The organism is Poseidonibacter lekithochrous (genome assembly GCF_013283835.1).
Taxonomy (GTDB): Bacteria; Campylobacterota; Campylobacteria; order Campylobacterales; family Arcobacteraceae; genus Poseidonibacter; species Poseidonibacter lekithochrous.
In genome coordinates this window covers 471,693-497,823 of the sequence record NZ_CP054052.1, presented here as the reverse complement: position 1 = coordinate 497,823, position 26,131 = coordinate 471,693, and the positions used below count along the sequence as shown (strand labels likewise).

Below are 26,131 nucleotides of genomic sequence, written 5' to 3'. Positions count from 1 at the left end.
TCACTTCTCTTCTTTTTGTTTTATTGAGATTCTACGCTCAAATAGTTCATCCATATCATCATGGATTATTGAATCAATATCTAAAAATATCAACTTATCTTTATCTAACTCTTTTATATTTTTTAATCCCATTACTGCTAATAAACTTTTCATACTTTTTAAAATATTGGCATGGTAATTTTTAATAAACTCTGAATGTTTTTTTACAAAGTAATGTTTTCTTTTTTTAATATCTTGGGTTGCAAGTCCCACTGGACATTGATGTTCTCCTGCACCAGAACAATATCGCGCTCTAATACATCCAGCACTCATCATAAACCCACGAGCAATTTGTACAAAATCAGCCCCTAAACATAAAGTAATAATTACATCATCAGGAGTAAGTATTTTTCCACTAGCACTTATTCTAACCTTATCTCTAACCCCATAATCTTTTAGTACCTTATCAACTAAATATAAAGCATCTCTAATATCCATACCAATTCTCTCCATCATGTCTAAAGGAGCAGTAGCACTACCACCACTTCCTCCATCAATAGAGATATAATCAGGATAAGATAAACCTAAATCAGCTCTTCTTTTAATCTCTTTTGCTATTGGTACAATATTGTTGTAATCAGAAATTACAATCTTAATTCCTACAGGTTTTCCTGATGCTTCTTGAAGTGTTCCAATAAAATCAAATAACTCTTCTGTTGTATTAGCATAAGGGAATCTATTAGGGGAAAAGGCGTCTTTATGTGCTTCAATATTTCTATAATAAGCAATTGAAGGAGTTACCTTACTTGCTATTAATTTTCCACCTGTTTGTTTTGATCCTTGAGCTATTTTTATCTCTGTCATCTTACAAAAGCTCATTTGCTTTTTATATCGTTCAATATCAAACTTTCCATCTTTAGTTCTAACTCCATAAAGACCTGAACTAATTTGTAAGATAATATCAGCCATATCAGATGGAACTTCTTTTGGAAAGTTCTCAATTGGAGCTTCCCAATTTGGTCTATAAAAGCACTCTTTTTCTTTATTAAAAACATAAGTATCAGCTTCTAAATCTTTTTTAAATACAATTTTTCTATAAAAATCCACAGCAACTGGGTCATTAAAAAGAAATTTAGCAAGTTTAAATATCTTATATTCAAAAGAGTTTCCTCTAACTTCTTTCATATATTTTTTATCATAATCATAATGAGTTACAAAAAAGTTAGAAGTTAATCCACCCTCACCTGAGTTAATAGGAAAACCTCCCATTTTAGCCCCATATACAAAGGCTCTAGTACCCTCAGGAGAAATAGATCCATCACTCATAGGAGCACGTGCAATCATAGAATTTGAAACAAATGGTTTCTCTCTATTCTCACCAAATGTTACGTTAAATTCATTATCTACTTCATTATCATTTAAAACAATATTTGTATGTCTTAACATAAATTTTGGTTTAGGTAATGGTTGTGAAGGTGAAAATGAAGAGAAGTTTACTTTATCTCTTGATGCGTTATAAACCCAGTCTAATTTATCCATAGATTCATAAAATTTTTCATCCCCAAAATATTGTCTAAAAGGTTCTCTAAACTCTTGAAATACAAATCTTAATCTTCCTATTATTGGATAATTAACTAAAATCTGATGTGTTCTTTGTACGTATTTATCGTGTATATACCATGCAATTACAATAATCACTAGACATAAAAATATTATTATTCCAGTTCCCATTTTTATTTCCTAATTAGTTTTAATTTATTTTTTGATTGTTTATACGAATTTGTGTTGATTTAATTAATATTATTTATAAAGTTTTTTCTTGAGATATGCTAATTTTTGGGCATACATGATTCTTATTATTCAAAGCTTGCAGTCCAAATCTTAAATTTAGGAAGCGATATGTGGACTGCAAGATTTAAATAATAAGAGAGAAAACTCTCTTATTAAATATATTAGTTTAATTCTCTAGCCCCAATATTTCCATATCTATGGTAAGAATGAGAAATTGATTGCTCAATAAAGTAGTTAAGAAGCTCTAGTCTTCCTTCCATCATAGGTTTTTGTCTAACGATAAATGTTAAAGACTCACTTGACTCTTTAAATACCATATCAGATACTTTAGAGATATCAGAATAAATTACTCTATCAAAGTTAGCAATTGATCTAATCATCTCTTTTTCAGTTTGCTCTACTAAACCATCTCTTGATCCAAATAATTCTTTTGCATTAGCTAAGAATGAATGAACTAATTTATTATTTTCAATAGAAACTTTGAATCTAACACCAGCTACTTTAGCAGCTAAAATTCTAGAAACTGTTTCGAAAATAGTATCATCAGAAGATACTCTAATTAATACATTGTCAAGTGGAATATATTTAAAGTGATTATCTTCCCCTCTAACATTTGCATAGTCTTTTGCAATTGAGAATTCTGAATCAAAGTTTGCAAGGTATGATTGTAATGAAACAGCTAATTTTTCAAAATCTTCTTTATTATTTTGACTTGACTTACATTTATCAATAAATCTAGTTAAATCATTATTATATTTTTTAGTAGTTACAGGAGCTTTTTTCTCTGTAACATCAACAAATTGAGTTACATAGTTATAGAAACCAGCTTTTCTACCAGCACCAATTGCTGATTTACCCATTCCACCAAATGGTTGTCGCAGAACGATTGCACCAGTAGTTCCTCTATTTACATAAAGGTTTCCAGCTTGTAAGTTTTCTTTCCAGTACTCTACTTCTCTTTCATCTAAAGACTCAATTCCAGAAGTAAGTCCATATCCAGTTGCATTTACAATATTAACTGCATGTTTTAAGTCATTTGCTTTAATTACAGCTAAAACTGGTCCAAATAATTCATTCATATGAATAAAGTTTCCTTCAGAAACTCCCCATTTGATTGATGGTTTTAATAAATAAGGGTTGTTATCTACGTATTCAGGTTTTAAAGCCCAAGTTTCATTACCTTCTAATTCATTTAAGGCTTTTTCTAAGTTACCACTTACTTTATTTGCTAATGTACCAATTCTATTTTGGAAATCCCAAATAGAACCAACATTCATAGAAGCTGCTGTATCAATTAAAGCTTTTTTGAATCCTGCATCGTTATATACTTCTTCTTCTAAAACTAATAATGAAGTAGCTGAACATTTTTGACCTGAGTTACCAAATGCACTTTGACATACATTTTTAACCGCTTGTTCTCTATCTGCCATATTTGTAACAATAGTTGCATCTTTTCCACCAGTTTCAGCTGATAAGAATAAATCATTTCTAGTTTCTAACATAGTTGCAGCTGTATCTTCACCACCTGTTAAAATTAAGAAATCAATATCTTTATTAGGAATTAAATGCTCACCTGCAAGTGCCCCTGGACAAGGAAGGAATTGTAAAACATTTTTAGAAATTCCAGCATCCCAGAAACATTTACACATTTCATATGAACATAAAGCAGCAACAGATGCTGGTTTAATAATAACTGTATTACCAGCTGCTAATGCAGATGATACTCCACCAACAGGAATAGCTACAGGGAAGTTCCATGGTGGTACTACAACACCAACACCTTTACCTGATAACTCTAAGTTTTCATATTCGTCTAAATGTCTAACTGAATGAGCATAGAATTCAATAAAGTCAATTGCTTCAGAAACTTCTACATCAGTTTCTGTAAATACTTTACCAACTTCAGCAGCAGCAACACCAATTAAGTCATCTCTTCGCTCTCTAAATTTAATTGCAGCAGCTTTTAATAATTCATGTCTTTGTGCATGAGTTAAATCTCTCCACCCATCAACATCATCTTTTGCTACTTGTACTGCTTTTTTAATATCAGCTTCATTTGCCATTGCAAATCTACCAGCAAGTACATTGTTTTCAATTTGAGATTTATCAATTGCATCATAAACTTTTCTATCACCAACTAAATCTTCTCCACCTACAACTACAGGAGCAATAGTATGAACAGTATTGGCATTATGTTTCCATTTTTTAACAATATTTCTAGCCCATTCATGATTCTTTTCTAAAATAAAGTCAGTATCAGCTTCTGGGTGGTAAGAGTTTGTATCAAAAGATGAGTTTGAGAAATCATCCCATTTTTCTTCTAATCTATTTTGTGTTCTTTTAGAACCAACAAAAGATGTTTTTTCAACTTCGAAAGACTCAACAAATAATCTCTCTTGCATTTTCCAATCTTTTGAACCAACAGTTAATCCAAATGAATATCTAATAAAGTTGTTTGGACCTGTATTTTCATCAAGTCTTCTTACTAAATATGCAATAGCATTTGTAAACTGCTCTTTAGATGCAGTTGGTGCATATAAAATTACTTCTTTAGAAATTTCTTTAATTGCAAGTCTTGCAGACTCACTCATACCTTCTAACATTTCTAAAGTATGGTATTGACCTGTTTTATTCACTTCTGCCATTGTTGTAGCATAAGCTAATTCAAATAAGTTATGAGAAGCAGTTCCTATATGCATATAAGGAGCATTTTCTGGCTCTAAAGCATATCTTGCCATTCTTTTGTAGTTTGAATCAGTATCCGCTTTATCAACGTAAGTTACCATTTCCCAGTGTTTTTGAGATGCTTCAGTTTCTTCCATCTCCATGTTAGCACCTTTTACAAGTCTAAACTTGATTGCAGCGCCACCATTTTGTACTCTAGTTCTTGCCCAATCACATAAATCTTTTTGCCATAGGAAAGAATCTGGTAAATATGCTTGTAATACAATACCAGCATAGAAATCTTTGAATTGTGGTAAATCTAAAGTTTGTTTAAATACTTCAACAGTAATAGCTAAATCTCTATACTCTTCCATATCAAGGTTAATAAATTTATTTGACTTAGTTCCATCAGGTGCAATATATGGATGCTTTTGAGCTTGTGCATATACTTTAGTTAATTTCTTAACTAAAATTGCTACTGTTTTATCGAAATCTAAAGGATTAATTTGAGAGAAAATTGTTGAAATTTTAATAGAAAGATAATCAACATTTGGGTTAGCAATTGCTTTTAAATATTTTTCCATTCTTTCATCAGCTTCTTCTTCACCAAGAACAACCTCACCAATAAGATTGATATTTACTCTAGTACCTTCGCTTTTTCTTTTTTTAAGATGTGCGTTAAAGATGTCTTCTTCACCTTTAATTACTACAGTTTTAGTATCTTCTCTAATTTGATTAACAAACATTGGAACTGATAAATTTGGTAGGTACTTTCCTATATTTTGGAAAAGATATAATAATGTTTTATCTTTTGTTGTAAAGAAATGTGCCATCCCATGTTTTTCTAATAAGAATATAATCTGATTTGCAATTCTTGCATTAGATTCAGCTCTAAAACACTGATCCATAAGCTCAATTAATAAAGCTTTATCTTTTGGATGTTCTAACATCTTATTCATTTTTACATAGAATTCTCTATCGAAGTCACTAACAAGCTCAGTTGCTCTGTTTTGCCATTTTTCTGCTAATCTTATTGATGAAGTTATAAGTTCTTGTTCATTTCTCATCGGTTGTCCTTAAATTTAATTGGTTTTTAAATAAATTTTAAGTAGCTTAGAGCGCACGCTTTTAAATGTGCTCTAGAGGGAAGGAACCGCCAAGTTTGTCCCTCTATCTACTTATTTTTCTTCTTTTTTCTTAATTAATGTTTTTTACCTAAATATGCTTCTTGAATCGTCTCTGAATTTAACAATTCTTCAGCTGTACCTTCATGAGTAATTTTACCTACTTCAAGTACATAAGCTCTGTCTGCTAATTTTAAAGCAGCTTTTGCATTTTGTTCTACTAATAAAACAGTTACTCCACTTTGGGCAATTTCTTTAACAGCTTTGAAAATACCTTTAATTAAAATTGGAGCTAATCCTAAAGATGGTTCATCAAGGATTAATAGTTTTGGTTTAGACATAATTGCCCTACCAATTGCAAGCATTTGTTGCTCACCACCTGAAAGCGTTCCTGCAAGTTGCTTTCTTCTCTCTTTTAACCTTGGAAGAATGTCATAAATCCACTCTAAAGTCTCTTTATCATGATCCTTAAGTGTATAAGCACCCATCATTAAGTTTTCTTCAACTGTTAAGATTCCAAAAACTCTTCTTCCTTCTGGAGAGTGAGACATACCTAAAGATACAATATCATGTGCTTCACATTTTGTAATATCATTTTTATCAAAAACAATATGTCCAGATTTTGGTTTTAAAAGACCTGAAATAGTTTGTAAAGTTGTAGTTTTACCAGCACCATTAGCACCAAGAATTGTAACTACTTCTCCACGTCTAACTTTAAGACTAATACCTTTAATAGCTGATACTGCACCATAAGATACATGAAGGTCTTTTATATCTAATAAGATTTCATTATTAACCATTATTCTTCCTCCTCATCATCGTCAGTTCCAATATAAGCTTCAATAACTCTTGGATCATCTTGAACAAATGAAGGTAAACCTTGAGAAATTTCTTTTCCAAAGTTAATAACAGTAATGTAATCAGTTAACTTCATTACCATTTCCATATCATGTTCAATCATCATAATACCAAGACCCATCTCTTTAATTTTTAAGATGATGTTTGTTAATTCAATTGTTTCATTTTCATTTAGACCAGCTGCGGGCTCATCTAAAATTAAAATCTCTGGATTAGCAGCAAGTGCTCTAGCCATTTCAATTTTTCTTTGATTTCCATATGATAAATCTCCAGCTGGAGTATCTGCATATGCACTTAATCCAAAGAATTCCATTAACTCTTCTACTTTCTTCCAATGTTTTAACTCATCTGCTTTGTAAGCAGGAGTATGAACAATTGAGTGGTACCATTTTTGATTAGACTTAGTATGAGTTCCTGCGATAATATTCTCAGCAACGCTCATTTCTTTAAATAATCTAATATTTTGGAAAGTTCTTAAAACTCCTCTTTGAGCAATTTTATGAGGTTCCATTCCAGTGATATCTTCACCTTTATATTTAATAGTTCCTTGCTCAGGAGTATAAATCCCTGTTACACAGTTAAAAAGTGTAGTTTTACCAGCTCCATTAGGACCAATAATCCCATAAATTTGACCAGGCTTAACCTTAATAGTTAAATCATCAATAGCAACTAATCCATGGAAGAATTTTGAAACGTTTTCAATTTCTAATACATATTTCATTATTTACTCTCCTCTTGTTTAGCTACTTTTTTCTTTAAGAAAGATGGAATATTTCCAAACTTCGCAGGCCATACACCATTTGGTCTTAAAATCATTGTTAATACCATTGCAGCACCAAAGATTAAGTATCTTGATTCTTTAAATTCAGTGAATAACTCAGGTAATACGAACATTACGAAAGTACCAATAATAATTCCTGGTAAGGATGCAGATCCACCAACAAGTACAATTGCAAAGAACATAACTGATTGCATAAAGTTAAATGACTCAGGACTTACAGCTGAATACTGAATAGCAAACACAGCACCTGCAGCACCTGCAATAGCAGCACCTAAAGCAAAAGCAAATAATTTGTAATATGAGATATTAATTCCCATAGATTTTGCTGCAATTTCATTTTTGTTTATGTAATATAATGCTCTACCATATTTTGAAGTATCAAGGTTTCTAATGATTAATAAAGTAATCAGTAATAAACCAAATGCAATATAATAAATAGAAGTATCAGAATATAATTCATATCCAAAAATTCTAACTACATCAATACCAAAAATACCATTTGGACCACCAGTTAAACCAAATACATCATTTGATAAAACTTGTTCAAAAATAATATTAAACCCAATAGTTGCAACAAGTAAGTAATCCCCTCTTAAGTGGATAATTGGACCTGCTAATAAAATTGAGAAGATAACTGGAATGATAATTGCAAATGGAATAGTTGCAATAATTTCAAATCCAAAATGTACATTTAAAATTGCCGTCGTATATGCACCCATACCAAAGAAAATAGCATGACCCATATTGAAAATACCAGCTCGTCCTAGAATAATATCTTGAGAGAAAGCTACAACTGCAAATACTAAAAATGTAATACCAATACTTAACCAAGCAGAATCAACTAAAAATGGAAAAACTGCCATTACTACTAAGAATAATGTAGCGATACTTGTAGTTCTATTCATTATACTTTCTCCGCCGTTTTTTCACCTAGAAGTCCCGTAGGTCTTAAGATAAGGATTACAATTAATAAAATAAATGTAAATGTTTCAGCCCATTCAGTTGAAATATATCCTGCAATCATTGCATTAAATAATCCAAGTAATAAACCACCAAGCATAGCTCCAGGAATAGATCCAATACCACCAATAATAGCAGCGATAAAGGCATTTAATCCATATAACCATCCCATATCAAATGTTAAACCTCTATAGTAAATACCGATGAATAAACCACCAATAGCACCTAACATAGATCCAACAACAAATATAATTACAATAATTCTATTTACATTAATACCCATAAGTTTTGCAGCATCTTGATCTATTGCAGTAGCTCTAATTGCTGTACCCATTTTTGTTTTATTAATGAAAATATAAAGTGCTATCATTAATACAGCTGATAGTACTAAAATAACTAATTGTGTAAATGAAATAATTACACCACCAAAGTTCCAAGATGTTGCTGGGAATACATCCGCTGGGAAGATTTCCATATTTGGACCCCAAATCAACATAATTCCATTTTGAATTACTAATGAAGCTCCAAGCGCTGAAACTACAGCACTTAATCTTGGTGCCGTTCTTAAAGGTCTATATGCAAGACGCTCAAGAAGAACACCCACAAAAGCCACTACAATTGCTGTTAAAGAAAATACAATTACAATATTCACTAAATTTAGTGCATTTGATCCATAAAACTGAGTAAAGATAGTAAGTCCAACATAAGCAGAAAAGGCAACAAGGTCACCGTGTGCGAAGTTGATTAACTTCATCACACCGTAAACCATTGTATAACCTAAAGCTACTAATGCATATAAACTTCCTATAGTTAAACCATTAATTAACTGTTGAAGAAAAATATCCATTTTTTAAGCCTTAATTATTCAGAAACTACGTTCTTAGTACCATCGTTTTTCATTTTATAAACTACGAATTTAGCACCAACTCTTTCACCATCAGCTCTGATGTTAAAAGGACCTGTAATACCTGGGAAATCTTTCATATCATTTCTAATATAATCAGAAATTTTCTTAGTATCAAAAGAATTTGTTTTTTCAATACCTTCAATAACTGCTCTTAATCCATCAGCGTTTGTAACTGGCCAAATTGATGGTGGGTTCATTTTAAATGTTTCTTTATATGCAGCTAAATATTTTTTAGCAACTTCATATGGTAAAATTTCTGGAGTTGGGAAGTTAATTAAAACAGTACCTTCAGCAGCTTTACCAGCTAATTTATAGAAATCAGGGTTGTCATTTGAATCACCACCAACGAAATCAGCATTGATTTGTAATTGTTGTTGTTGAGCTCTTAATAATCCACCATCAGTATAGTAACCTGAGTAATAAATTACATCTGGTTTCATTGCTTTAACTTTTGTTAACATTGCTGTAAAGTTTTGAGTACCAGATTTGATTTTACCTCTGAATACTACATTTCCACCAAGAGCTTTAACTGAAGCTTCAGTTGCATCACCTAGACCTGCTGAGTATGAAGAATAATCAGATAAAACTACAATATTTTTGTATTTTTTATCATTTACCATATATTCCGCTGTAAAATCACTTTGAGATGAATTTGGGAATGAGTTTCTAAAGAATGTCCAATATTTTCTTTTAATTAAAGAATCACTTGTACCATCAGAAGTTTGTAATACTTTGTTTCTGTAGTAAGTAGTTTGAGCAGCTTCAGTAGCACCTGAAGTGTACGAACCAATAACAGCAATAACACCAGCATTTACTAATTTCTTAGCACAAACAGCAGCTTTTTGAGCTTTAGCTTCATCATCACAAGTAATAACTTCGATTTGTTTACCTAAAAGTCCACCTGCGGCATTCTTTTCATCTGCAATTAATTTTACAAAGTTTTCAATACTTTGACCCTCATTTGCATACTTTCCAGTAATTGGTGCTTGAACACCAATCTTAACAGTATCAGCAGCTACTAATGAGCTTGCTACAACAGCACTAAGTGCTAAAGCACCAGTTAATTTTTTTAAATTCATATATCTCTCCTTAATTGAATTTGTTTTTTGATTCTAATTTGTCTAAAATGTAGGCTCAATTACATAGCAACCTACACACCATTCGCCGATGTTTTCGATGATATTAATATCGCCTCCTTTGAAACTTGATTTTAAATTTTTATGTGAAGCTACTATTTTGTCAAAAGACTCAACAATCTCTTCAATTCTTCTAGTTGATTTTTTTCTAGCTGTGTTTGAGATATCTAAATAAAAAGCAAAAACACCATAATCAAGTGTTGATTCTTCTTTTTTATCTCTAGATAACATCTTACATATAAGATCAATATCATGTTTATATTCATCTTGTGCATTTCTAACACCATTTCGAATACTCATTATTACTTTTGAGATTGAATCATTATCACTTTTATGCTCAAATCTTTCATCTAAAGTAAGACAAATAACATCTTGAGTAATATTGTTTTCACTCATAAACCATCTAAAAGAGTCTCTTTTAGGTAGTGAACATCTTAATATATCTGCAATTGTTGCATCAATGAAAATTTCAGGTGAATTTTCAAGCTTTGCAATCTCTTGAGATACATGAATAGTTAAAAACTTAGGTGGGGCATAAGATAAATATAATTCATCCGCTGTCCAAAAAGTATAATTTGTTTTAGCTGTAATCATACCTTTTAAAATTGAATCAATAATCTCGTTTTGAGGAGGAAATCTATTCATTATTCATCACCTATATAATTTTCATCAACTTCTTCTATACTTCCGCTTTCAAAAAGAATTTCTTCAATCAATTTATTTTTTGACAAATTCAAAGATTGACTTAATGTTACTAAGGCATTATCTAATCTTTTATCAATTTTTATCGTTAATTGAGAAATCTCTTTTTTATTACCTTTTAAATGATTGTTAATCACTTTTTGTATAACTGTTCTTTTATTTTTTTGCTTCGCCATAATAAGTCAACTTTTTATAATTTTAAATTAGTACTACAAAAAGTAGTACCTTTTTTTCTTTAGTCATTATTTCACAGTAAAACTTAAATAAAACTTAAGATATATACTTAAATAGTACACATCTTATACATTTGTTACAATATTGTTACAATTGCTATTTTAATGCTATTTAACTAAATCTTGAGTAAAAAAATTGGGATTTATTTTGATAGTTTTGATTGTTGAATTACTAAACCAAAAATAATGGCACATAATCCAAGTACTGTTGATACATTAATTTTTTCACCAACAATAAAATATATAAAGATTAAAGATATAAAGGGCGAAATGAAAATCAAATTTGCAATCTTTGATGTAGAAGTTGCAGTTTGCATAGCTTTTAACCAGAAAAGAAAAGTAATACCCATTTCAAATAAACCCACGTATCCTGCGGCTATAAAGCCACTTAACTCTGGTAATCTTAAGGGTTGAGTTAAAAGATAATAGATTATAATCATAGGCATTGAAACTATAAAGTTTGAAAATAACCCTACTACTGGATCAACTTTAGCTTTGGCATTTAATATCCAATACATAGCCCAAAGAACTGTTGACAATAATGCAAGCATTACTCCATCCATATTAGAAAAACTCAGAGAAAAAGCTTCACCTTTTGTTGCTATAACTAAAACACCAAAATAACAAATAATACCAGCAACTATATCGCTCATCGTTAATTTCTCTTTCAAGAATACTACAGAAAGGAAAGTTAACATTAATGCCCAAGTATAATTTATTGCCTGAGCCTCTTGTGCAGGTAATAAATCATATGCTTTAAATAAAACGAGATAATACAAAAAAGGGTTTATAGCTCCCAATAAGATTGTCCGTTTATAATTAATTTTGAAGTGTGTTTTTACATCTGAGAGTTTTTTTTGATATACAACTATTGCAAAAAGTACAAGTGTTGAAACAAGTGATGAGAATAATACTAGTTCTTCTGGAGACAAATATTGTAATGAAATTTTAAATGCTGTTGCAACGGTAGACCAAAGAAGTATTGCAATTAAGGCATACCGGTAAGCTAATTTTTGTATTTGAATTCCTATTATAAATAATCGGAATTCTAGCACATTTTATTTAATCACCTCTTAAGTAATTAAATATTGATATATTTCTTTACTACCTCAACAAGATTGTTAATTATTCTGTCAGATAAATCTATAGCTTTCTTTTCATCTGATTGAATTATTGCATCAATTAAATCCATATGCACTTTTGCTGATGCTTCTAAATCATCTACACCTTTAAAGTAATACCAAAATCGTCTACTTCTTATATGTAAAGGAGCCGTTGCATTTGCTGCATATTCATTTCTTGCTGTATCAAAGATAGTTTGGTCAAGTAATTTATCATTTCTTAAATACTCTTTTACATCTTTGTTCTTAACAGCTTCTTTCATATGTTGTTTAAATTCTAATATTTTATTCTTCTCTAAAGTCGTAGCATATTTTGTTGCTCTTGAAATAAGAAGACTATCAAGAACTCTTCTTGTTTCAAGTATTGCTAACTGATTTGTCATATTAATATCTGATATCTCAATTCCACGTCTTGGAATTATATTAATTAACGATTCATTAGATAATTTTAATAGAGCTTCTCTTAAAGGAGTTCTACTAATATCTGATACAGCCATTAACTCTTTTTCTGAGTAAGTTTTACCAGGTTCTAATTTTAATGTAACTATTAATTCTTCTAAAATTTTATAAGCTTTTGCTGATAAATTATTTTCTGGCATTATATATCCTTGTCTATCTTAAAAAAAATCCATGCTTTAGAACATCTTCATTATCTATATAAAACGTATGTTCACCTGTAATATATGCTGTGCCTGTAACTTTGGGAATAACAGCTTCAAAAGATCCATAATCTATTAGAGAATCAACTTCCACATTAAAACTCGAACCTAAAATACTTTCAATTGTTATAGATTCACCAAGTGAAATTTCATCTTTCTTATAATGTATTGCAGCACGTCCTGAAACACCTGAACCAGTTGGACTTCTATCAACTTCTCCATCGGCAAAGACACATACATTTTTACTATGAAACATATCTGAATTAGTGATAAAAATTGTTCCATAAAGAAAACTCAAATCCTCTTCAAAAGGATGTTTTATATTATCTTTACTTTCAACTATTGCATGTTTAATTTTCTTTCCATAAGATATTATTTTATCATAATTTTCCTTATTCAAAGAAAGCTCAAGTGAATCAGCATTTATATATGCATAAAATGCTCCACCGTATGATAAATCGTATTTTACAATACCTATATCTTCAACATAAACTTCTTCTTCTAAAGCAACAACAAAAGATGGTACACATTTAAAACTAACACTTGTAACATTTCCATTTTCATCAACAGTAGCATAAGAATCTAACTGCCCACATGGAGCATCAATTTTTATATTTGTTATTGGTTTTATAACTTCTACCCAACCTAACTCAACAGCCAGTTTAGTAATAGCAATTGTTGCATGTCCACACATTGTGCTATAACCTTCATTATGCATAAAAATTACACCAAAATCTGAGTCTTTATTTTGAGGTTCTACTAATAATACTCCATACATATCCGCATGTCCACGAGGTTCAAACATCAAAGTAGTTCTTAAATAATCTAAATTATTTTTAACATAATTTCTTTTCTCTAAGATTGTTTTACCTTCTATTTTTGGGTAACCATCAAGAATAACCCTTAAAGGTTCTCCTCCAGTATGCATATCAATAGTTTTTAATTTTAAAAAATCTTTTTTAATTTTTGAATCTTTAATTTTTTGTAAAATTTCCATTTTAATCCTTTAAATTATTTTTGACATTCTTTGAAATAAATACTAAAAAAATCCCAAAAACAATCACACTTGATGTAATAATAAAACTAAATGTAATTTCTTCGTTTAAAAAAATACTACTTAAAACTACAGCAAACATAGGTACAAGTAATAAAAAAGGAGAAATAAAACTAATATCTTGTGTTTTTACTAAATAAGCCCAAAGCCCATGTCCTAAAATACTTCCTGCAATTACTGTATAACAAAATGCTACAAGAGTACTATTATTTTGTATTTCCAATATTGAAGAAAATGAATTATTTGTATAAAACATAAATATATACATCATAGGACTTCCTAATAAAGATGTCCATGCAATTACAGCTAAACTCTTAACATTTTTTAATTTCTTAATTATAATAAAATATATTCCCAAACAAAAAGCAGAACCAATAGCCAAAATGAAAGCATTTCTACTATCTAATAAACTTGGATCATATAATAAAAATACAATCCCAGTAAAAGCAATAAGTAAACCAACAATTCTTAAATTACTTGGTCTATCTTTAAAAAGAAGCCAAGCAAATAAAATAGAAAAAGGTATAGATAGTTGAATTAAAACAGATATACCCCCTACACTTTTAGTATTCAGTATAGATAAAAACAGTAATCCAAAATGTCCAGGTACTATTGCTGTGGTAGCTAAAAATAAAACCAAAAAATCACTTTGATTAGGTAATCTTCTTAAAAATGGAAATAAAAGTATTGCTACCATTGCTAATCTCAATGTTAAGGCTGTAAAAACATCCATCTCTTTAACAATATATGAAATTGATACGAAGTTACCAGCCCAAAGTAATATTACAAAAAGGATTAGAGGTAAAACATAAAGTTTGTTATCTAATATCATTACTTAATCCTTTTTATTTATCTTAAGCTACTATATGAATAAAAAAATTGCAACCGCCAAGTTATTTTTTCTTATTAAATATATTTTATTCACATATATATAAAGCTTTTCCTAATACTTCTTCAATTGGTTCTATTCCAAGTCCAGGTTTTTCTGAAGCTTTCATAACACCATTTACTCTTTGTGGTGCACCATTTGCTGTTGTAATAGGAGTATAAGAGTTAAAATCTGTTGATGAGAATCTAAATCTTTCAGGAGTTGAATGAGCTAAATGTGAAATAGCAGCAGTTACAATATCTCCACCCCAAGAATCTTCAATAGTCATAGGAAGTCCAAGATTCACACATAAATCTCTAATTTGTCTAGCCTTTGTTAAACCACCAACTTTTGAAATCTTAAGATTAATACAATCCATTGCCCCATCATTTTCAGCTCGTAATAAAGTTTGCATATCATTAATATTTTCATCTAAAATAAAGGGTAATGTAGTATTTTTTCTTACACGAATAGATTCTTCATAGCTTAAACAAGGCTGTTCAATATAAACATCTATGTCTCTTACTCCATTTACCACTCTCATAGCTTCATGGGCTTTCCATCCTGTATTTGCATCAGCAACCAAAGTCTCTCCATCTTTTAAGACAGCAGATACTGCTTTAATTCTTAATATGTCATCTTCAGGTGCTCCACCAACTTTTAGTTGAAACTTAGTATATCCTTCATCTCTATACCCTGAAACTTTTGCCGCCATTTCTTCTGGACTTTCTTGCGAAATTGCTCTATAAAGTTTTATATCTTCTCCATGTCTTCCACCCATTAAATCTACGATTGGAAGATTTGCTTTTTTACCTAATAAATCCCAACAAGCCATGTCAAGTGCAGATTTAGCATAAGGATGACCAAGTAGAGCTTCATCCATAACTTTATTTATTACTCCAAAATTAGTTGGATCAAGTCCTATTAAATGAGGAGCGATTTCCTCAATTGCAGCTCTACAACCTTTTCCAAATGCCGGTAAATAAAATGGTCCTAAAGGGCAATTCTCACCCCAACCTACAAATTCACTATCAGTTTCAATTTTTACTATTGTGCTATCAAAACTATCTACGTATTTTCCTGCTGCCCATGAATATCTACCTTCAACTAAAGGTAAATCAACTTGATATGTACTTATTTTTGTAATTTTCATTATCTAATTCCTTTTTATTAAAATAAACAAAATAGAAATCAAATATGAAAATAATTTCTATTAAGTCTTAGTGCTGTTGTTTCTGGTTAGAGGTTTAATGTAAAACCTTTGATAAGAACTGTTGAGTTCTCTCTTTTTGTGGATTCTCAATAACTTGTTCTGGAGTACCAATCTCTTCAATTACACCTTTGTGGAAAAATGCAACCCTATCAGATACTTCTCTAGCAAAAGCTATTTCATGTGTAACACAAATCATAGTCATACCTTCTTTTCTAAGAAGTCTTAATGTATCAAGTACTTCTCCAACAAGTTCTGGATCAAGTGCAGACGTAATTTCATCAAATAACATATACTCAGGTTCCATTGCTAAAGCTCTTGCAATTGCAAGTCTTTGTTGTTGTCCACCAGACATTCTTGTAGGAAATTCATCAAATTTATCACCAAGTCCAACATGGATTAGTTGTTCTTTTGCAATCTTTTCAGCTTCTGCTTTTGATTTACCAAGAACTTTTTGTGGAGCTAAGGCAACATTTTCAAGAACAGTTAAATGAGGAAAGGAGTTCCATTGCTGAAAAACCATTCCAATTTTTTGTCTTAGTTTATTAATATCAGTTTTTTTACTGTGCACTGATGTTCCATCAACTGATATTTCACCTTTTTGAATATTTTCAATTGCATTAATACAATAAAGCATAGTTGATTTACCAGAACCTGAACCACCAATTACAGATAGAACCTCACCTTTTTGTACAGTTAAATCAATACCTTTTAATACTTCTAAATCTCCAAAAGATTTATGTACTTTTTTTAATTCAATCATATTTTTAATTTCCTTTCTAAATGCGCTGCATATAATGAAATAGGATAAGAGATGATAAAATAAAATATACCAACACCTATTAATAATAATAAAGCTTCTTGTGTTTTAGAGATTAACTCTTCTGTACTTTTTAAGATTTCTAAATATCCAATAACAGATACCAGAGCTGAATCTTTTATAACAGATAAAACAATACTAATCCATGAAGGAAAAACAGTTCTTAAACCTAAAGGAAAAACTATATATCTATAATCTTGCCAATAAGATAAACCTAAAGACCTAGCTGCTCTTCTTGTTGTTTCAGGAACTGATTCAATACCAGCACGAACAACTTCTGTTACAAAAGCAGAAGTATATGCAGATAAAACAATTGCACCTACCCAAAAGATAGAAATATCAATTTCTAAAATTCCCATGAAAGAGTAAAAAAGTATAAACTGAATAATCAAAGGAACTGATCTTAAAATATCTAAAAATCCACTTAAAAATAGATTTCCAATAGTTCCAGCATTTGCTTTTAAATATCCAAAAAGAATACCTACAATTGTCCCAATTACTATTGATACTACTGAGATATAAATAGTTCTCATTAAACCTTCTAATAAAAATTCTAAATCATAATATGTTAATGTAGAAGTCGTAATCGCATTAAATGCACTATAAATAATATACAAAGACAAAAGTGTATATATGATATATTTAATCTGTTTATTACTCATTGGGCATCTCCTCTAAAAATTTTATAAGCTAATAATTTTGAGCCTAAAAGAACTGTTTTAGCAATAACAAAATACATAATTGCAGTAACTAAATAGAACTCAAAAGTTCTAAATGACAATGACTGTAGTTGGTCAGTTTTACCTGTAAGTTCTAACATACCAACTAATGTTCCTAATGATGTCATTAAGATTGCCCAGATCATTTGGTTTGTCATTGGATGATAAACCTTTCTTAAAACCTGAGGTAGAATAATATACCAGTACGTTTGCAATTTCGACATACCCAAAGATCTTGAAGCAGACATTTGGGTATTTGGAATTGATGCAAAACCACCACGAAGTGTTTCAGCTAAATATCCTGCATTATTAAAAGTTAATGCTGCTAATACAGCAACATAAGGACTTAAATGAATACCAAATGCTCCTAAACCAAAATACATCATATAAATTTGAAATAGTGCTGGCGTATTACGCGCTAGCTCAATCCAAACTACACTTGGTGTACTTAATAATTCATTTTTAGAATCTTTTCCTAATGATAAAAATACAGCTATTATTAATCCAAAAAACATAGAAGTAACTGCTACTTCTAAAGTAACGACAGCAGCACTTAACATTTCTGGAAAAACGTTCCATACTGTTACCCAGTGAAATGTATAATCAAATTCAAACATAATTAATTCCTTATATTAATGTACTAACTCAGAGGTATTATCCTCTGAATTAAACTTAATAATATATTCCATCTATAGTTAATTTTCTAACAGGAGAGTTACCATAAAACATTTTATTTAGTTCTTTATATCTTCCAGATCTTACTTGTTGGTGAATAAACAGATTCATATAGTTAATCATTCCATATTCTGTTCTTTTTACAATAATAGAAACAAAATCTTGAAAACCAGGAACAAAAGGTCCAGCTTCATAATCTTTATATTTTGGAAGTTTTAATAGTTCAACAATTGTAGTATCAGTTGTAATTAAAGCATCAGCTTTACCTTGTAAAAGTGCTAAATGAGTATCACTCTCTTTTTTAGAAGAGAAATAATCAGATGCATTCCAACCATTTGCTTTTTGATTCTTTAAAAACTCAGTTTCAGGAGTTGTACTAAGTGCTGCTGTAACTTTTTTCCCTTTTAAATCTTCAAAAGTTTTAATTCCAGAATCTTTTTTAACCATTGCTTGTAATTTAAATACAAAATAAGGCATTGTAAAACCTGCTGACTTAGCTCTTTCTAACGTATCTGAAGTTGAACCAATAACCACATCAACTTTTCCTGCATTTAATGCTGGAATTCTTTGGGCAAATGACATTGATTTTAGCTCTAATTTAACACCTAGTGCTTTTGATAAATCTTTACAATATTCAACATCAAAACCAGCTGGTTGATTTTTTGCATCTCTATAACCCATTGGAGGGAAATCCAATACAACACCACATTTAATTTTACCTTTAGATATGATCTTATCTAACTTGTCTGCACTTGCACTTGTCGCACCAATTGCTAAAACTGAAGCTGCTATAACTGTTAATTTTTTTATTAATTTCATTCTTCTTCCTTTTTGTAATTCTTTAGATTTGTTTGATATACTAATTTTATGCCCGTTGTTTCTTATCTTCCCCTCCTTTATAAAATTTATGTAAATCTATTAAGATTCATTTTCTGAATATTTAAATCAGTATTATTTTCATTTATTAAGTCACTGACTATTTTACCTGTGGCAGGACCTAGAGATACCCCCATCATTGCATGACCTGTAGCAATAATTACATTTGAAAGTGAATCACTTCTTCCAATGTAAGGTATCCCATCGGGAGAGCATGGTCTAAGCCCCGCCCAGATATCTTTCATAGAAGACTCACTAATCTCTAATCCATTTATATATGAATTTGCAGCTTTTCTAATATTATTAATTCTTCTATCATTAATTGTTAAATCATTAACACCTAACATCATTGTTCCACCAAACCTTACATAATCTGAATAAGGAGTTACAGCAACTTTTTCTTCCGCTAAAATCATAGGAGTAGAAAAATCTAATGCTTCATTTTTTTCTGTAATAAAAGAGAACCCCTTACCACCTTGCATTGGTAAATTTAAATTAAATTTTTTAGCAATTTTTGAAGTATAAATACCAGTTGTAAATACATATTGATCAAAGCTATAATCATTATTAGAACTGTCTACAATTGATACAACTTTTCCATTTGAAATATTTACATCTTCAATCAAGCAGTTTTCATAAATATTTACACCATTTTTTTCTAAATAGTTTTTAATAGCTATAATAAAATCGTACGGTTGTATTTTTGAATCATCTTTAAAATAAGAAGCTCCTAGTACATTAAAAGTGGCATTAGGTTCTAATTTTTTTAAGTCATCGCTATTCAAGATTTCAGCATTAAGCCCAATCTCTTTTGCTTCTTTTACTAGCGCTTGTTCTTCTTTTAAAGTTTTTTCTTCTTTACACATCATTAGTAATCCTGAGTTTTTAAAATCAAACTCAAAATCAGAACTTTGTTTCAACTGTTTATATAAATCTAAACTATATAAATTAATATCTTTTAAAAAATGTTTATTTTCATTAACATGTTTTGTTGTACAAAAAGTATTAAACCTTATTATCCATTTCAATAAATCTAAATCCAATTTAGGCTTTAAAAAGAAAGGTGAATTAGGATTTAACATCCATTTTAAACCTTTTTTCAAAATACCGGGACTAGCTAAAGTTTCAAAATGACTAGGTACGATTAACCCCGCATTCCCATATGAACATTCAACACCAATCTTGTTCGCGTCAAAAATTGATACTTGATATCCACTTTTATGAAGAAAATAAGCTGAACACATTCCACTTATTCCTCCCCCAATTATTGCTATTTCTTTTTTCATATTAAATCACCTGAAACCCATGTGCATATGGGTCATCATCATCAATTGTTATAGTATTTAAACCAGTAATTTTTGCCCAACCTTCAATTGAAGGAATAATTGCTTTGTAAGAACCTAATTCAACCTCATCTTCTATTCGTCCAATAAATTTTGATCCAATAAAACTTTCATGTATAAATTCTTCATTTGCTGTTAAATCACCTTTTGCATACCACTGTGCCATTCGCGCACTAGTTCCTGTTCCACAAGGAGATCTATCTATTGCTTTATCCCCATAAAAAACAGCATTTCTAGCACTTGAACTTTCATCAATTGTTTTTCCTGTCCATTCAATATGAGATAAACCACAAATTGTTTCATTTAAAGGATGTACAAAAGAATATTTCTCATTAAGCTTCTCTCTTAACTCTCCACTCATTGAGATTAACTCACCTGCTTTGAAGTTTTCTATGCCTGTAAAATTTTCTTGTGGATCAACTATTGCATAAAAGTTTCCACCATAAGCTACATCAACTTTTAGTTTTCCTAATGTTGATGATTCAATTTCCAAATTTGTTGAATGTAAAAATGATGCAATATTTACAATTTTCACTGATTTAACTCTATTTTTTTCATCTTTTTTATAAGTTGCAACTACTAAGCCTGCGGGTGTTTCAATTCTAAGAGTTCCTTCAACTTTAGGAGTTACAATCTCTTTTTCAATTAATACAGTTACTGTTCCTATAGTTCCATGTCCACACATAGGTAAACACCCACTTGTTTCAATAAATAAAATAGATACATCAAATTCATCAGAACTTGGCTCGTAAACAATAGTTCCACTCATCATGTCATGACCTCGTGGTTCAAACATTAAACCTCTTCTAATCCAATCAAATTCTTTTAGGAAATGTTGTCTTTTTTCACTCATGTTTTTACCCTTTAATAAAGGGGCTCCACCACATATAACCCTAACTGGGTTTCCACAAGTATGAGCATCAACACAAAAAAATGTTTTACAAGACATATTTACTCCTTAACTTATTTTTTCTTTTACTAATTTAGCTGCTGCTAAATCTTCTAATCCATGGCCAACTGATTTAAATAAAGTAATTGATGAATCAGATATTCTTCCGCTATTTTCATTTCTTGTTAATTGAAATAAATCAGCTTTAATATCATCTTCACTTATTGTATTTGATTCAAGAGGTATTTTAATATCTCCTGTTTCTTTTTTTGCCATATTCGTATCAATATAAATATCAACTGTTTGAATTAATTCATCATCAGCTTCTCTCATATTAGGTTTATATGCTCCAACTAAATCTACATGTTGTCCGTGCCTTAAAAACTTACCAAAAACTAAAGGTTCAATACTTAGTGTTGCACAAGAAATAATATCTACATTTGAAATTTCATCTTCAATATTATCAATTGCTTTTATATTAAAATCATCTTTTAATTCATCAACAATTTTTAATGCTTTAGATTTATCTCTTCCCCAAATAAATACATCTTTTATATCTCTTACACTTGCATGTGCACGAATTAGTTCAGAGCTTAAAGCACCCGTTCCAATCATTAACATAGAAGTTGAATCTTTTCTAGAAAGATAAGAACTTGCTAATGCAGAAGCTGCAGCTGTTCTTTTAGCTGTTAAAGTTTTACCTTCAATTAAAGCTTCAATATTACCTTTTTGTGCATCCATCAATACATATAAACCATGTATTCCTGGTAAATCATATTTAGCATTGTTAGGACTAACTGTTACAATTTTAACTCCAACGGCTTCACTTTCTTCCCATGCTGGCATAAGAAGTAAAGTAGAATCCATACCCTCTTTAGGGTTTTTAAAATCATGATGATGTCTAGGTGGCACTTTAATATCCGAAATAAAAGCATTTCTTAATGCTTCTACTAATGATGGATAATCAAGTGCTTTTGCTACTTGATCTTTATCTATAAATTTCATATTGAACTCTTTGAATATTTATCATTTACTATTCTTAGAATATTTAAAGGATTTTCATCTTTTAATTCATCTGGAAGTAGTGAACTTGGACAATCTTGATAACAAACAGGTCTTACAAATCTTTTAATTGCACCAGTTCCTACTGATGTAAATCTAGAATCTGTTGCTGCTGGAAATGGACCTCCATGTTGCATTGAAGCACAAACCTCAACACCTGTTGGAACACCATTAAATAAAATTCTTCCACATTTGTTTTCTAGTGCAAAAATTTGTTCTTTATAAGAACTCATTTCAGATTCTTCACCCATAACTGTAACTGTTAATTGACCTTCTAAAGAAGATATAACTTCATTTAGTTCACTAATGTCATTACATTCAACTATTAATGAATAAGGTCCAAAAACCTCTTCTTGAAGTTTTGGATTAGCAATAAACTTAAGCGCATCAACAGATGCAACAGTTGGTCTACCTTCACTTTGTGTATTTTCTATATTAGATTCACCTAATAGTTCTATTCCATCTTGAGATATAGCTTCATTTTTATTTGTTTCAAAAGCTTCTTGGATTGAAGATGAAAGCATTGTTGAGGGAGAGCTCACTTTTATTGCTTCACCTAAATCTTTTTTAAACTCTTCTAACTTATTATCTTTTAAAGCTAAAATCAAACCAGGATTTGTACAAAATTGTCCAACTCCTAATGTAATAGAGCCAGCATAAGTATTTGCTAATTTTTTAGTATCACTTAAAGATGATGGTAAAAATAAACAAGGATTGATACTTCCCATTTCTGCAAAAACAGGAATTGGTGTTTTTCTATTATTTGCTAATTCAAAAAGTTTCATACCAGCTTGCGTTGAACCTGTAAATCCTACGGCTTTTACTACTTCATCTAAAACTATTTGTTGTCCAACTGTTCTTCCTCCACCATGAAGCATTGAAAATGTTCCATCTGGCATATTACAAAGTTTTACAGCTTTAATAATTGCACTTGCAATTAATTCAGAAGTACCACTATGAGAAGAATGAGCTTTAACAATTACTGGACATCCAGCTGCTAAAGCTGATGCTGTATCTCCGCCTGCACAAGCAAAGGCTAAAGGAAAATTACTTGCTTCAAAAACTGAGACAACTCCAAGAGGTCTTAACATCTTTCTTAAATCATTTCTAGGTAAAGGAGTCCTTTCAGGTAGTGCTTCATCAATACTAGCTTCAACCCAAGAACCCTCTTTTAATAAATTGGCAAACATTTTAATTTGACCAATTGTTCTTCCTCTTTCACCTTCAATCCTAGGTCTTGGAAGATTTGATTCACTCATTGTTCTAATAATTAATTCATCACCTAAATTCATGATTTCAGAAGCAATTGTTTCTAAAAATTCAGCTCTTTTAGCTTGTGAAGTTTGTTTATACTCAATAAAAGCCTTATCTGCTTTTGCTAAAGCAACTTCTACTTCATTTTGCGTAGCATGAAAGAATTCACCATCTAGTGCTTCATTACTATTAATATCATATAACTTACTAGTCTTATCACCATTTGATGATAAATCATTTCCAATAAAGTTTTTACCGTGTATACTCAATTTATATCCTTTTTTATAATGCGGGTAATTGTAACTACTGAATAAACTCCAATAAATTTACATTTCATACTAAGCGTTTTAGTTTAATTAAATTTTTTTTCTATCTTACTATCAATAAGGATTAATCTAATAAACCCAAGGCTTCAACTCTTTCTTTTGCTAAAATATATCTTGCTCGAACATCTTCAATTTGATCACGAGTTAATTTCTTACCAAGAGTACGAAGTCCTCCAACAGCATCATTATGATGAATTCCCATTGCAAACTTAAGGTATTCCATAAGTAGCGGCTGACCATCAAGATATGAAATAGAGTTCATAGCCTGAGAAACTTTTAAAGCCTGGGCCCATTCTCCTTTTAAAACATACTCCTGCATAGTAACACTAGCTTTTGGGAAGACAGTACCTACACCGGTAATCCCACCGCATGCTCCAGCAAGTCCAGCATATACAGTTACAGTGTCAACACCTGCCAAAATTTTTAAATCTTTGTTCTCTAACAACAGTGTTTCAATAATTGAAACATCTATCGTTGATATTTTAAGAGCAACTATTTCAGGTAGTACAGCCAGTTTAATAAGAGTATCTGTTGAGATTGCATGATATCCGGCTGCATCAGGGTTGTTATAAGGCATAATTGTTACGCCTGCCTCTTTTGCAGCTGTTGCAGCAAGAGCGTAGTACGCATACATATCTTCATCAGAAGGAAGGTCTAAAGTTTTTGGAGGCATAACCATAACAGTATCCACACCAACCGTTGCTAGTCCTGTAATAATTTTGGCAATCTCTTCTTTATTTTCTGCCACAGCTCCACTGATTAATGGAACACTATATTTTTTAGCAACTTCAGAAAGGGATTTAAGTAGTGAGAGACGCTGTTCGTTACTTAGGTAACTATTCTCACCTAAAGTACCAGAAGCTACAAGTCCTCCCATTCTGCTTCCACCCTTTCCTTGAGCTTTTAAAACATATTCAGCCTGTCTTTTTGTTTCATCAAAGTCAATTTCAAGGGCACCGGATTCTGACTCTTTTAGCCATGTAAACACGGCTGGCATAACTGTATAAAGCCAATCTGTAGTAGTTGTTTCCATTATATTACCTTTTTGTCAAATAAATTATTTGACATAATCCTTTTAACTTAGTTTAATTTTTTTCTTTGTATCATAGTTGTTAATATATTCATGATATATTAGTTGATATATTAAAAGTATATCATAGGGAAATTTGTTTTTATATTAAAGCAAACTTAAATTTAAAAAAAGTGAAATAATGCAAAATCATGTAAAAAATCAAAGATTATCTTATATAAATGCCCTTATAGCGGTATTTTTATGGTCTACCGTTGCAAGTGTATTTAAAATAAGTCTTCAAACATTAAGTGTTGCACAACTAGTTTTCTATGCAGTTTTAACTTCAACCATAGTTCTTTTAATTATTGTTTTAATAAAAAAACTATCAAATGAAGTGATTGAACATTTTAGAAATAATTATAAATTAATTATTATATTAGGAGTGCTAAATCCATTTTTAGAATATATACTTCTTTTTAAAGCATATGATTTATTGCCAGTACAAGAAGCACAAACCATAAATTTTACTTGGGCATTAATGTTAACTTATCTTTCAATTCCCCTATTAGGTCATAAACCAAAACTTAGTGATTTATTAGCAGGTCTTGTATGTTATTTTGGAGTTTTAGTAATTGCAACAAAAGGAAATCCTTTATCATTAGACTTTTCAAATCTATATGGAGTATTTTTAGCTTTATTAACAACAGTAGTTTGGTCACTATATTGGATATACAATACTAAAATAAATGTAAACCCAGTAGTAGGCCTATTTTCAAACTTTCTAGTTGCTATGCCTTTGGTATTTGTTTATTACATATATATGGAAGATTTTGTTATGCCAGATTTAAAAGGTTTAAGGGGAGCAGTTTACATTGGATTATTTGAGATGAGTATTACTTTTATGTTTTGGTTAAATGCCATGAAATTAACACAATCAACATCTAAGATTGCAAACCTTATTTTTATTGCACCTTTTTTATCTTTAATCTTTATTTATTTTTTAGTAGGAGAAAAAATACTACTTGCAACTATTGTAGGATTAGTTTTAATTGTAATTGGTTTATTGATACAACAAAGTCATTTAATAAAAAAGAAGATTAAAAATTAA

24 protein-coding genes are annotated in these 26,131 nt (G+C 30.4%); 1 reads left to right on the top strand and 23 read right to left on the bottom strand.

Going from position 1 to position 26,131, the window contains the following annotated elements; genetic code table 11:
• The 23 genes from ALEK_RS02475 to ALEK_RS02365 all read right to left on the bottom strand — a co-directional run bounded on the left by ALEK_RS02475 (window position 1) and on the right by ALEK_RS02365 (window position 25,008).
• Window positions 1–1,710, bottom strand: coding sequence for an FMN-binding glutamate synthase family protein (locus ALEK_RS02475; RefSeq protein ID WP_071626396.1), 1,710 nt, complete (start codon window positions 1,708–1,710; stop codon window positions 1–3).
• A gap of 221 nt (window positions 1,711–1,931) precedes the next feature.
• A complete protein-coding gene (locus ALEK_RS02470) occupies window positions 1,932–5,501 on the bottom strand; it encodes a bifunctional proline dehydrogenase/L-glutamate gamma-semialdehyde dehydrogenase (protein WP_071626397.1) in 3,570 nt (1,189 codons plus the stop codon).
• A 134-nt stretch (window positions 5,502–5,635) separates the two neighbouring features.
• Window positions 5,636–6,358, bottom strand: a complete 723-nt coding sequence (locus ALEK_RS02465; RefSeq protein WP_071626398.1) for an ABC transporter ATP-binding protein — start codon at window positions 6,356–6,358, stop codon at window positions 5,636–5,638.
• Window positions 6,358–7,137 (bottom strand): ABC transporter ATP-binding protein, encoded by a 780-nt coding sequence (locus ALEK_RS02460; RefSeq protein ID WP_071626399.1) that lies wholly within the window; start codon window positions 7,135–7,137, stop codon window positions 6,358–6,360. Before ALEK_RS02460 ends, ALEK_RS02465 begins: the two co-directional genes overlap by 1 nt.
• Complete coding sequence (locus tag ALEK_RS02455; RefSeq protein WP_071626400.1) at window positions 7,137–8,102, bottom strand: branched-chain amino acid ABC transporter permease; 966 nt, start codon at window positions 8,100–8,102, stop codon at window positions 7,137–7,139. The genes ALEK_RS02460 and ALEK_RS02455 overlap by 1 nt, the downstream gene beginning before the upstream one ends.
• The gene (locus tag ALEK_RS02450) at window positions 8,102–9,004 is read right to left on the bottom strand and encodes a branched-chain amino acid ABC transporter permease (protein WP_071626401.1); all 903 of its coding nucleotides are present in this window, start codon (window positions 9,002–9,004) and stop codon (window positions 8,102–8,104) included. Before ALEK_RS02450 ends, ALEK_RS02455 begins: the two co-directional genes overlap by 1 nt.
• 14 nt (window positions 9,005–9,018) lie before the next feature.
• Window positions 9,019–10,143, bottom strand: a complete 1,125-nt coding sequence (locus ALEK_RS02445) for a branched-chain amino acid ABC transporter substrate-binding protein (RefSeq protein ID WP_071626402.1) — start codon at window positions 10,141–10,143, stop codon at window positions 9,019–9,021.
• Window positions 10,144–10,185: 42 nt separating this feature from the next.
• Entirely contained in the window at window positions 10,186–10,845 is a 660-nt protein-coding gene (locus tag ALEK_RS02440) for a hypothetical protein (protein ID WP_071626403.1), read from the bottom strand.
• Window positions 10,845–11,078, bottom strand: coding sequence for a hypothetical protein (locus tag ALEK_RS02435; protein WP_071626404.1), 234 nt, complete (start codon window positions 11,076–11,078; stop codon window positions 10,845–10,847). The genes ALEK_RS02440 and ALEK_RS02435 overlap by 1 nt, the downstream gene beginning before the upstream one ends.
• A 200-nt stretch (window positions 11,079–11,278) precedes the next feature.
• Window positions 11,279–12,190, bottom strand: coding sequence for a DMT family transporter (locus ALEK_RS02430; RefSeq protein WP_228146270.1), 912 nt, complete (start codon window positions 12,188–12,190; stop codon window positions 11,279–11,281).
• A 26-nt stretch (window positions 12,191–12,216) separates the two neighbouring features.
• Window positions 12,217–12,855, bottom strand: a complete 639-nt coding sequence (locus ALEK_RS02425) for a GntR family transcriptional regulator (RefSeq protein ID WP_071626405.1) — start codon at window positions 12,853–12,855, stop codon at window positions 12,217–12,219.
• Window positions 12,856–12,868: 13 nt separating this feature from the next.
• Window positions 12,869–13,912, bottom strand: coding sequence for a proline racemase family protein (locus ALEK_RS02420; RefSeq protein ID WP_071626406.1), 1,044 nt, complete (start codon window positions 13,910–13,912; stop codon window positions 12,869–12,871).
• A gap of 1 nt (window position 13,913) precedes the next feature.
• Window positions 13,914–14,801: a DMT family transporter gene (locus ALEK_RS02415; RefSeq protein ID WP_071626407.1), complete on the bottom strand. Its 888-nt coding sequence runs from the start codon at window positions 14,799–14,801 to the stop codon at window positions 13,914–13,916.
• Window positions 14,802–14,886: 85 nt separating this feature from the next.
• Window positions 14,887–15,990, bottom strand: coding sequence for a cis-3-hydroxy-L-proline dehydratase (locus tag ALEK_RS02410; protein WP_071626408.1), 1,104 nt, complete (start codon window positions 15,988–15,990; stop codon window positions 14,887–14,889).
• Between the two features lie 94 nt (window positions 15,991–16,084).
• Window positions 16,085–16,810: an amino acid ABC transporter ATP-binding protein gene (locus tag ALEK_RS02405; RefSeq protein ID WP_071626409.1), complete on the bottom strand. Its 726-nt coding sequence runs from the start codon at window positions 16,808–16,810 to the stop codon at window positions 16,085–16,087.
• Window positions 16,807–17,529 carry an amino acid ABC transporter permease gene (locus ALEK_RS02400; RefSeq protein WP_083574617.1) on the bottom strand — a complete coding sequence of 241 codons (723 nt, stop codon included), beginning with the start codon at window positions 17,527–17,529 and terminating at the stop codon, window positions 16,807–16,809. The genes ALEK_RS02405 and ALEK_RS02400 overlap by 4 nt, the downstream gene beginning before the upstream one ends.
• Complete coding sequence (locus tag ALEK_RS02395; RefSeq protein ID WP_071626410.1) at window positions 17,526–18,203, bottom strand: amino acid ABC transporter permease; 678 nt, start codon at window positions 18,201–18,203, stop codon at window positions 17,526–17,528. Before ALEK_RS02395 ends, ALEK_RS02400 begins: the two co-directional genes overlap by 4 nt.
• A gap of 55 nt (window positions 18,204–18,258) precedes the next feature.
• Window positions 18,259–19,080: a transporter substrate-binding domain-containing protein gene (locus tag ALEK_RS02390; protein WP_071626411.1), complete on the bottom strand. Its 822-nt coding sequence runs from the start codon at window positions 19,078–19,080 to the stop codon at window positions 18,259–18,261.
• An 86-nt stretch (window positions 19,081–19,166) separates the two neighbouring features.
• Window positions 19,167–20,423, bottom strand: a complete 1,257-nt coding sequence (locus ALEK_RS02385; protein ID WP_071626412.1) for an NAD(P)/FAD-dependent oxidoreductase — start codon at window positions 20,421–20,423, stop codon at window positions 19,167–19,169.
• Window position 20,424: 1 nt separating this feature from the next.
• Complete coding sequence (locus ALEK_RS02380) at window positions 20,425–21,429, bottom strand: 4-hydroxyproline epimerase (RefSeq protein WP_071626413.1); 1,005 nt, start codon at window positions 21,427–21,429, stop codon at window positions 20,425–20,427.
• Between the two features lie 9 nt (window positions 21,430–21,438).
• A complete protein-coding gene (gene lhpI / locus ALEK_RS02375) occupies window positions 21,439–22,374 on the bottom strand; it encodes a bifunctional Delta(1)-pyrroline-2-carboxylate/Delta(1)-piperideine-2-carboxylate reductase (protein WP_071626414.1) in 936 nt (311 codons plus the stop codon).
• The gene (locus ALEK_RS02370) at window positions 22,371–23,954 is read right to left on the bottom strand and encodes an aldehyde dehydrogenase (NADP(+)) (protein WP_071626415.1); all 1,584 of its coding nucleotides are present in this window, start codon (window positions 23,952–23,954) and stop codon (window positions 22,371–22,373) included. The genes lhpI and ALEK_RS02370 overlap by 4 nt, the downstream gene beginning before the upstream one ends.
• A 121-nt stretch (window positions 23,955–24,075) precedes the next feature.
• Complete coding sequence (locus tag ALEK_RS02365; RefSeq protein ID WP_205690428.1) at window positions 24,076–25,008, bottom strand: dihydrodipicolinate synthase family protein; 933 nt, start codon at window positions 25,006–25,008, stop codon at window positions 24,076–24,078.
• 214 nt (window positions 25,009–25,222) lie between these two features.
• Between ALEK_RS02365 and ALEK_RS02360 the strand changes: the two genes are divergently transcribed.
• Complete coding sequence (locus ALEK_RS02360) at window positions 25,223–26,131, top strand: DMT family transporter (RefSeq protein WP_071626417.1); 909 nt, start codon at window positions 25,223–25,225, stop codon at window positions 26,129–26,131.

Bases quoted from the DNA above. Each gene is read 5' to 3' on its own strand.
- ALEK_RS02365 (WP_205690428.1), bottom strand. From the start codon at position 25,008: ATGCCAGCCGTGTTTACATGGCTAAAAGAGTCAGAATCCGGTGCCCTT.
- ALEK_RS02435 (WP_071626404.1), bottom strand. From the start codon at position 11,078: ATGGCGAAGCAAAAAAATAAAAGAACAGTTATACAAAAAGTGATTAAC.
- ALEK_RS02400 (WP_083574617.1), bottom strand. From the start codon at position 17,529: ATGAGTAATAAACAGATTAAATATATCATATATACACTTTTGTCTTTG.
- ALEK_RS02465 (WP_071626398.1), bottom strand. From the start codon at position 6,358: ATGGTTAATAATGAAATCTTATTAGATATAAAAGACCTTCATGTATCT.
- ALEK_RS02455 (WP_071626400.1), bottom strand. From the start codon at position 8,102: ATGAATAGAACTACAAGTATCGCTACATTATTCTTAGTAGTAATGGCA.
- ALEK_RS02380 (WP_071626413.1), bottom strand. From the start codon at position 21,429: ATGTCTTGTAAAACATTTTTTTGTGTTGATGCTCATACTTGTGGAAAC.
- ALEK_RS02360 (WP_071626417.1), top strand. From the start codon at position 25,223: ATGCAAAATCATGTAAAAAATCAAAGATTATCTTATATAAATGCCCTT.
- ALEK_RS02385 (WP_071626412.1), bottom strand. From the start codon at position 20,423: ATGAAAAAAGAAATAGCAATAATTGGGGGAGGAATAAGTGGAATGTGT.
- ALEK_RS02445 (WP_071626402.1), bottom strand. From the start codon at position 10,143: ATGAATTTAAAAAAATTAACTGGTGCTTTAGCACTTAGTGCTGTTGTA.
- ALEK_RS02405 (WP_071626409.1), bottom strand. From the start codon at position 16,810: ATGATTGAATTAAAAAAAGTACATAAATCTTTTGGAGATTTAGAAGTA.
- ALEK_RS02390 (WP_071626411.1), bottom strand. From the start codon at position 19,080: ATGAAATTAATAAAAAAATTAACAGTTATAGCAGCTTCAGTTTTAGCA.
- lhpI (WP_071626414.1), bottom strand. From the start codon at position 22,374: ATGAAATTTATAGATAAAGATCAAGTAGCAAAAGCACTTGATTATCCA.
- ALEK_RS02415 (WP_071626407.1), bottom strand. From the start codon at position 14,801: ATGATATTAGATAACAAACTTTATGTTTTACCTCTAATCCTTTTTGTA.
- ALEK_RS02440 (WP_071626403.1), bottom strand. From the start codon at position 10,845: ATGAATAGATTTCCTCCTCAAAACGAGATTATTGATTCAATTTTAAAA.
- ALEK_RS02410 (WP_071626408.1), bottom strand. From the start codon at position 15,990: ATGAAAATTACAAAAATAAGTACATATCAAGTTGATTTACCTTTAGTT.
- ALEK_RS02425 (WP_071626405.1), bottom strand. From the start codon at position 12,855: ATGCCAGAAAATAATTTATCAGCAAAAGCTTATAAAATTTTAGAAGAA.
- ALEK_RS02395 (WP_071626410.1), bottom strand. From the start codon at position 18,203: ATGTTTGAATTTGATTATACATTTCACTGGGTAACAGTATGGAACGTT.
- ALEK_RS02420 (WP_071626406.1), bottom strand. From the start codon at position 13,912: ATGGAAATTTTACAAAAAATTAAAGATTCAAAAATTAAAAAAGATTTT.
- ALEK_RS02475 (WP_071626396.1), bottom strand. From the start codon at position 1,710: ATGGGAACTGGAATAATAATATTTTTATGTCTAGTGATTATTGTAATT.
- ALEK_RS02470 (WP_071626397.1), bottom strand. From the start codon at position 5,501: ATGAGAAATGAACAAGAACTTATAACTTCATCAATAAGATTAGCAGAA.
- ALEK_RS02460 (WP_071626399.1), bottom strand. From the start codon at position 7,137: ATGAAATATGTATTAGAAATTGAAAACGTTTCAAAATTCTTCCATGGA.
- ALEK_RS02450 (WP_071626401.1), bottom strand. From the start codon at position 9,004: ATGGATATTTTTCTTCAACAGTTAATTAATGGTTTAACTATAGGAAGT.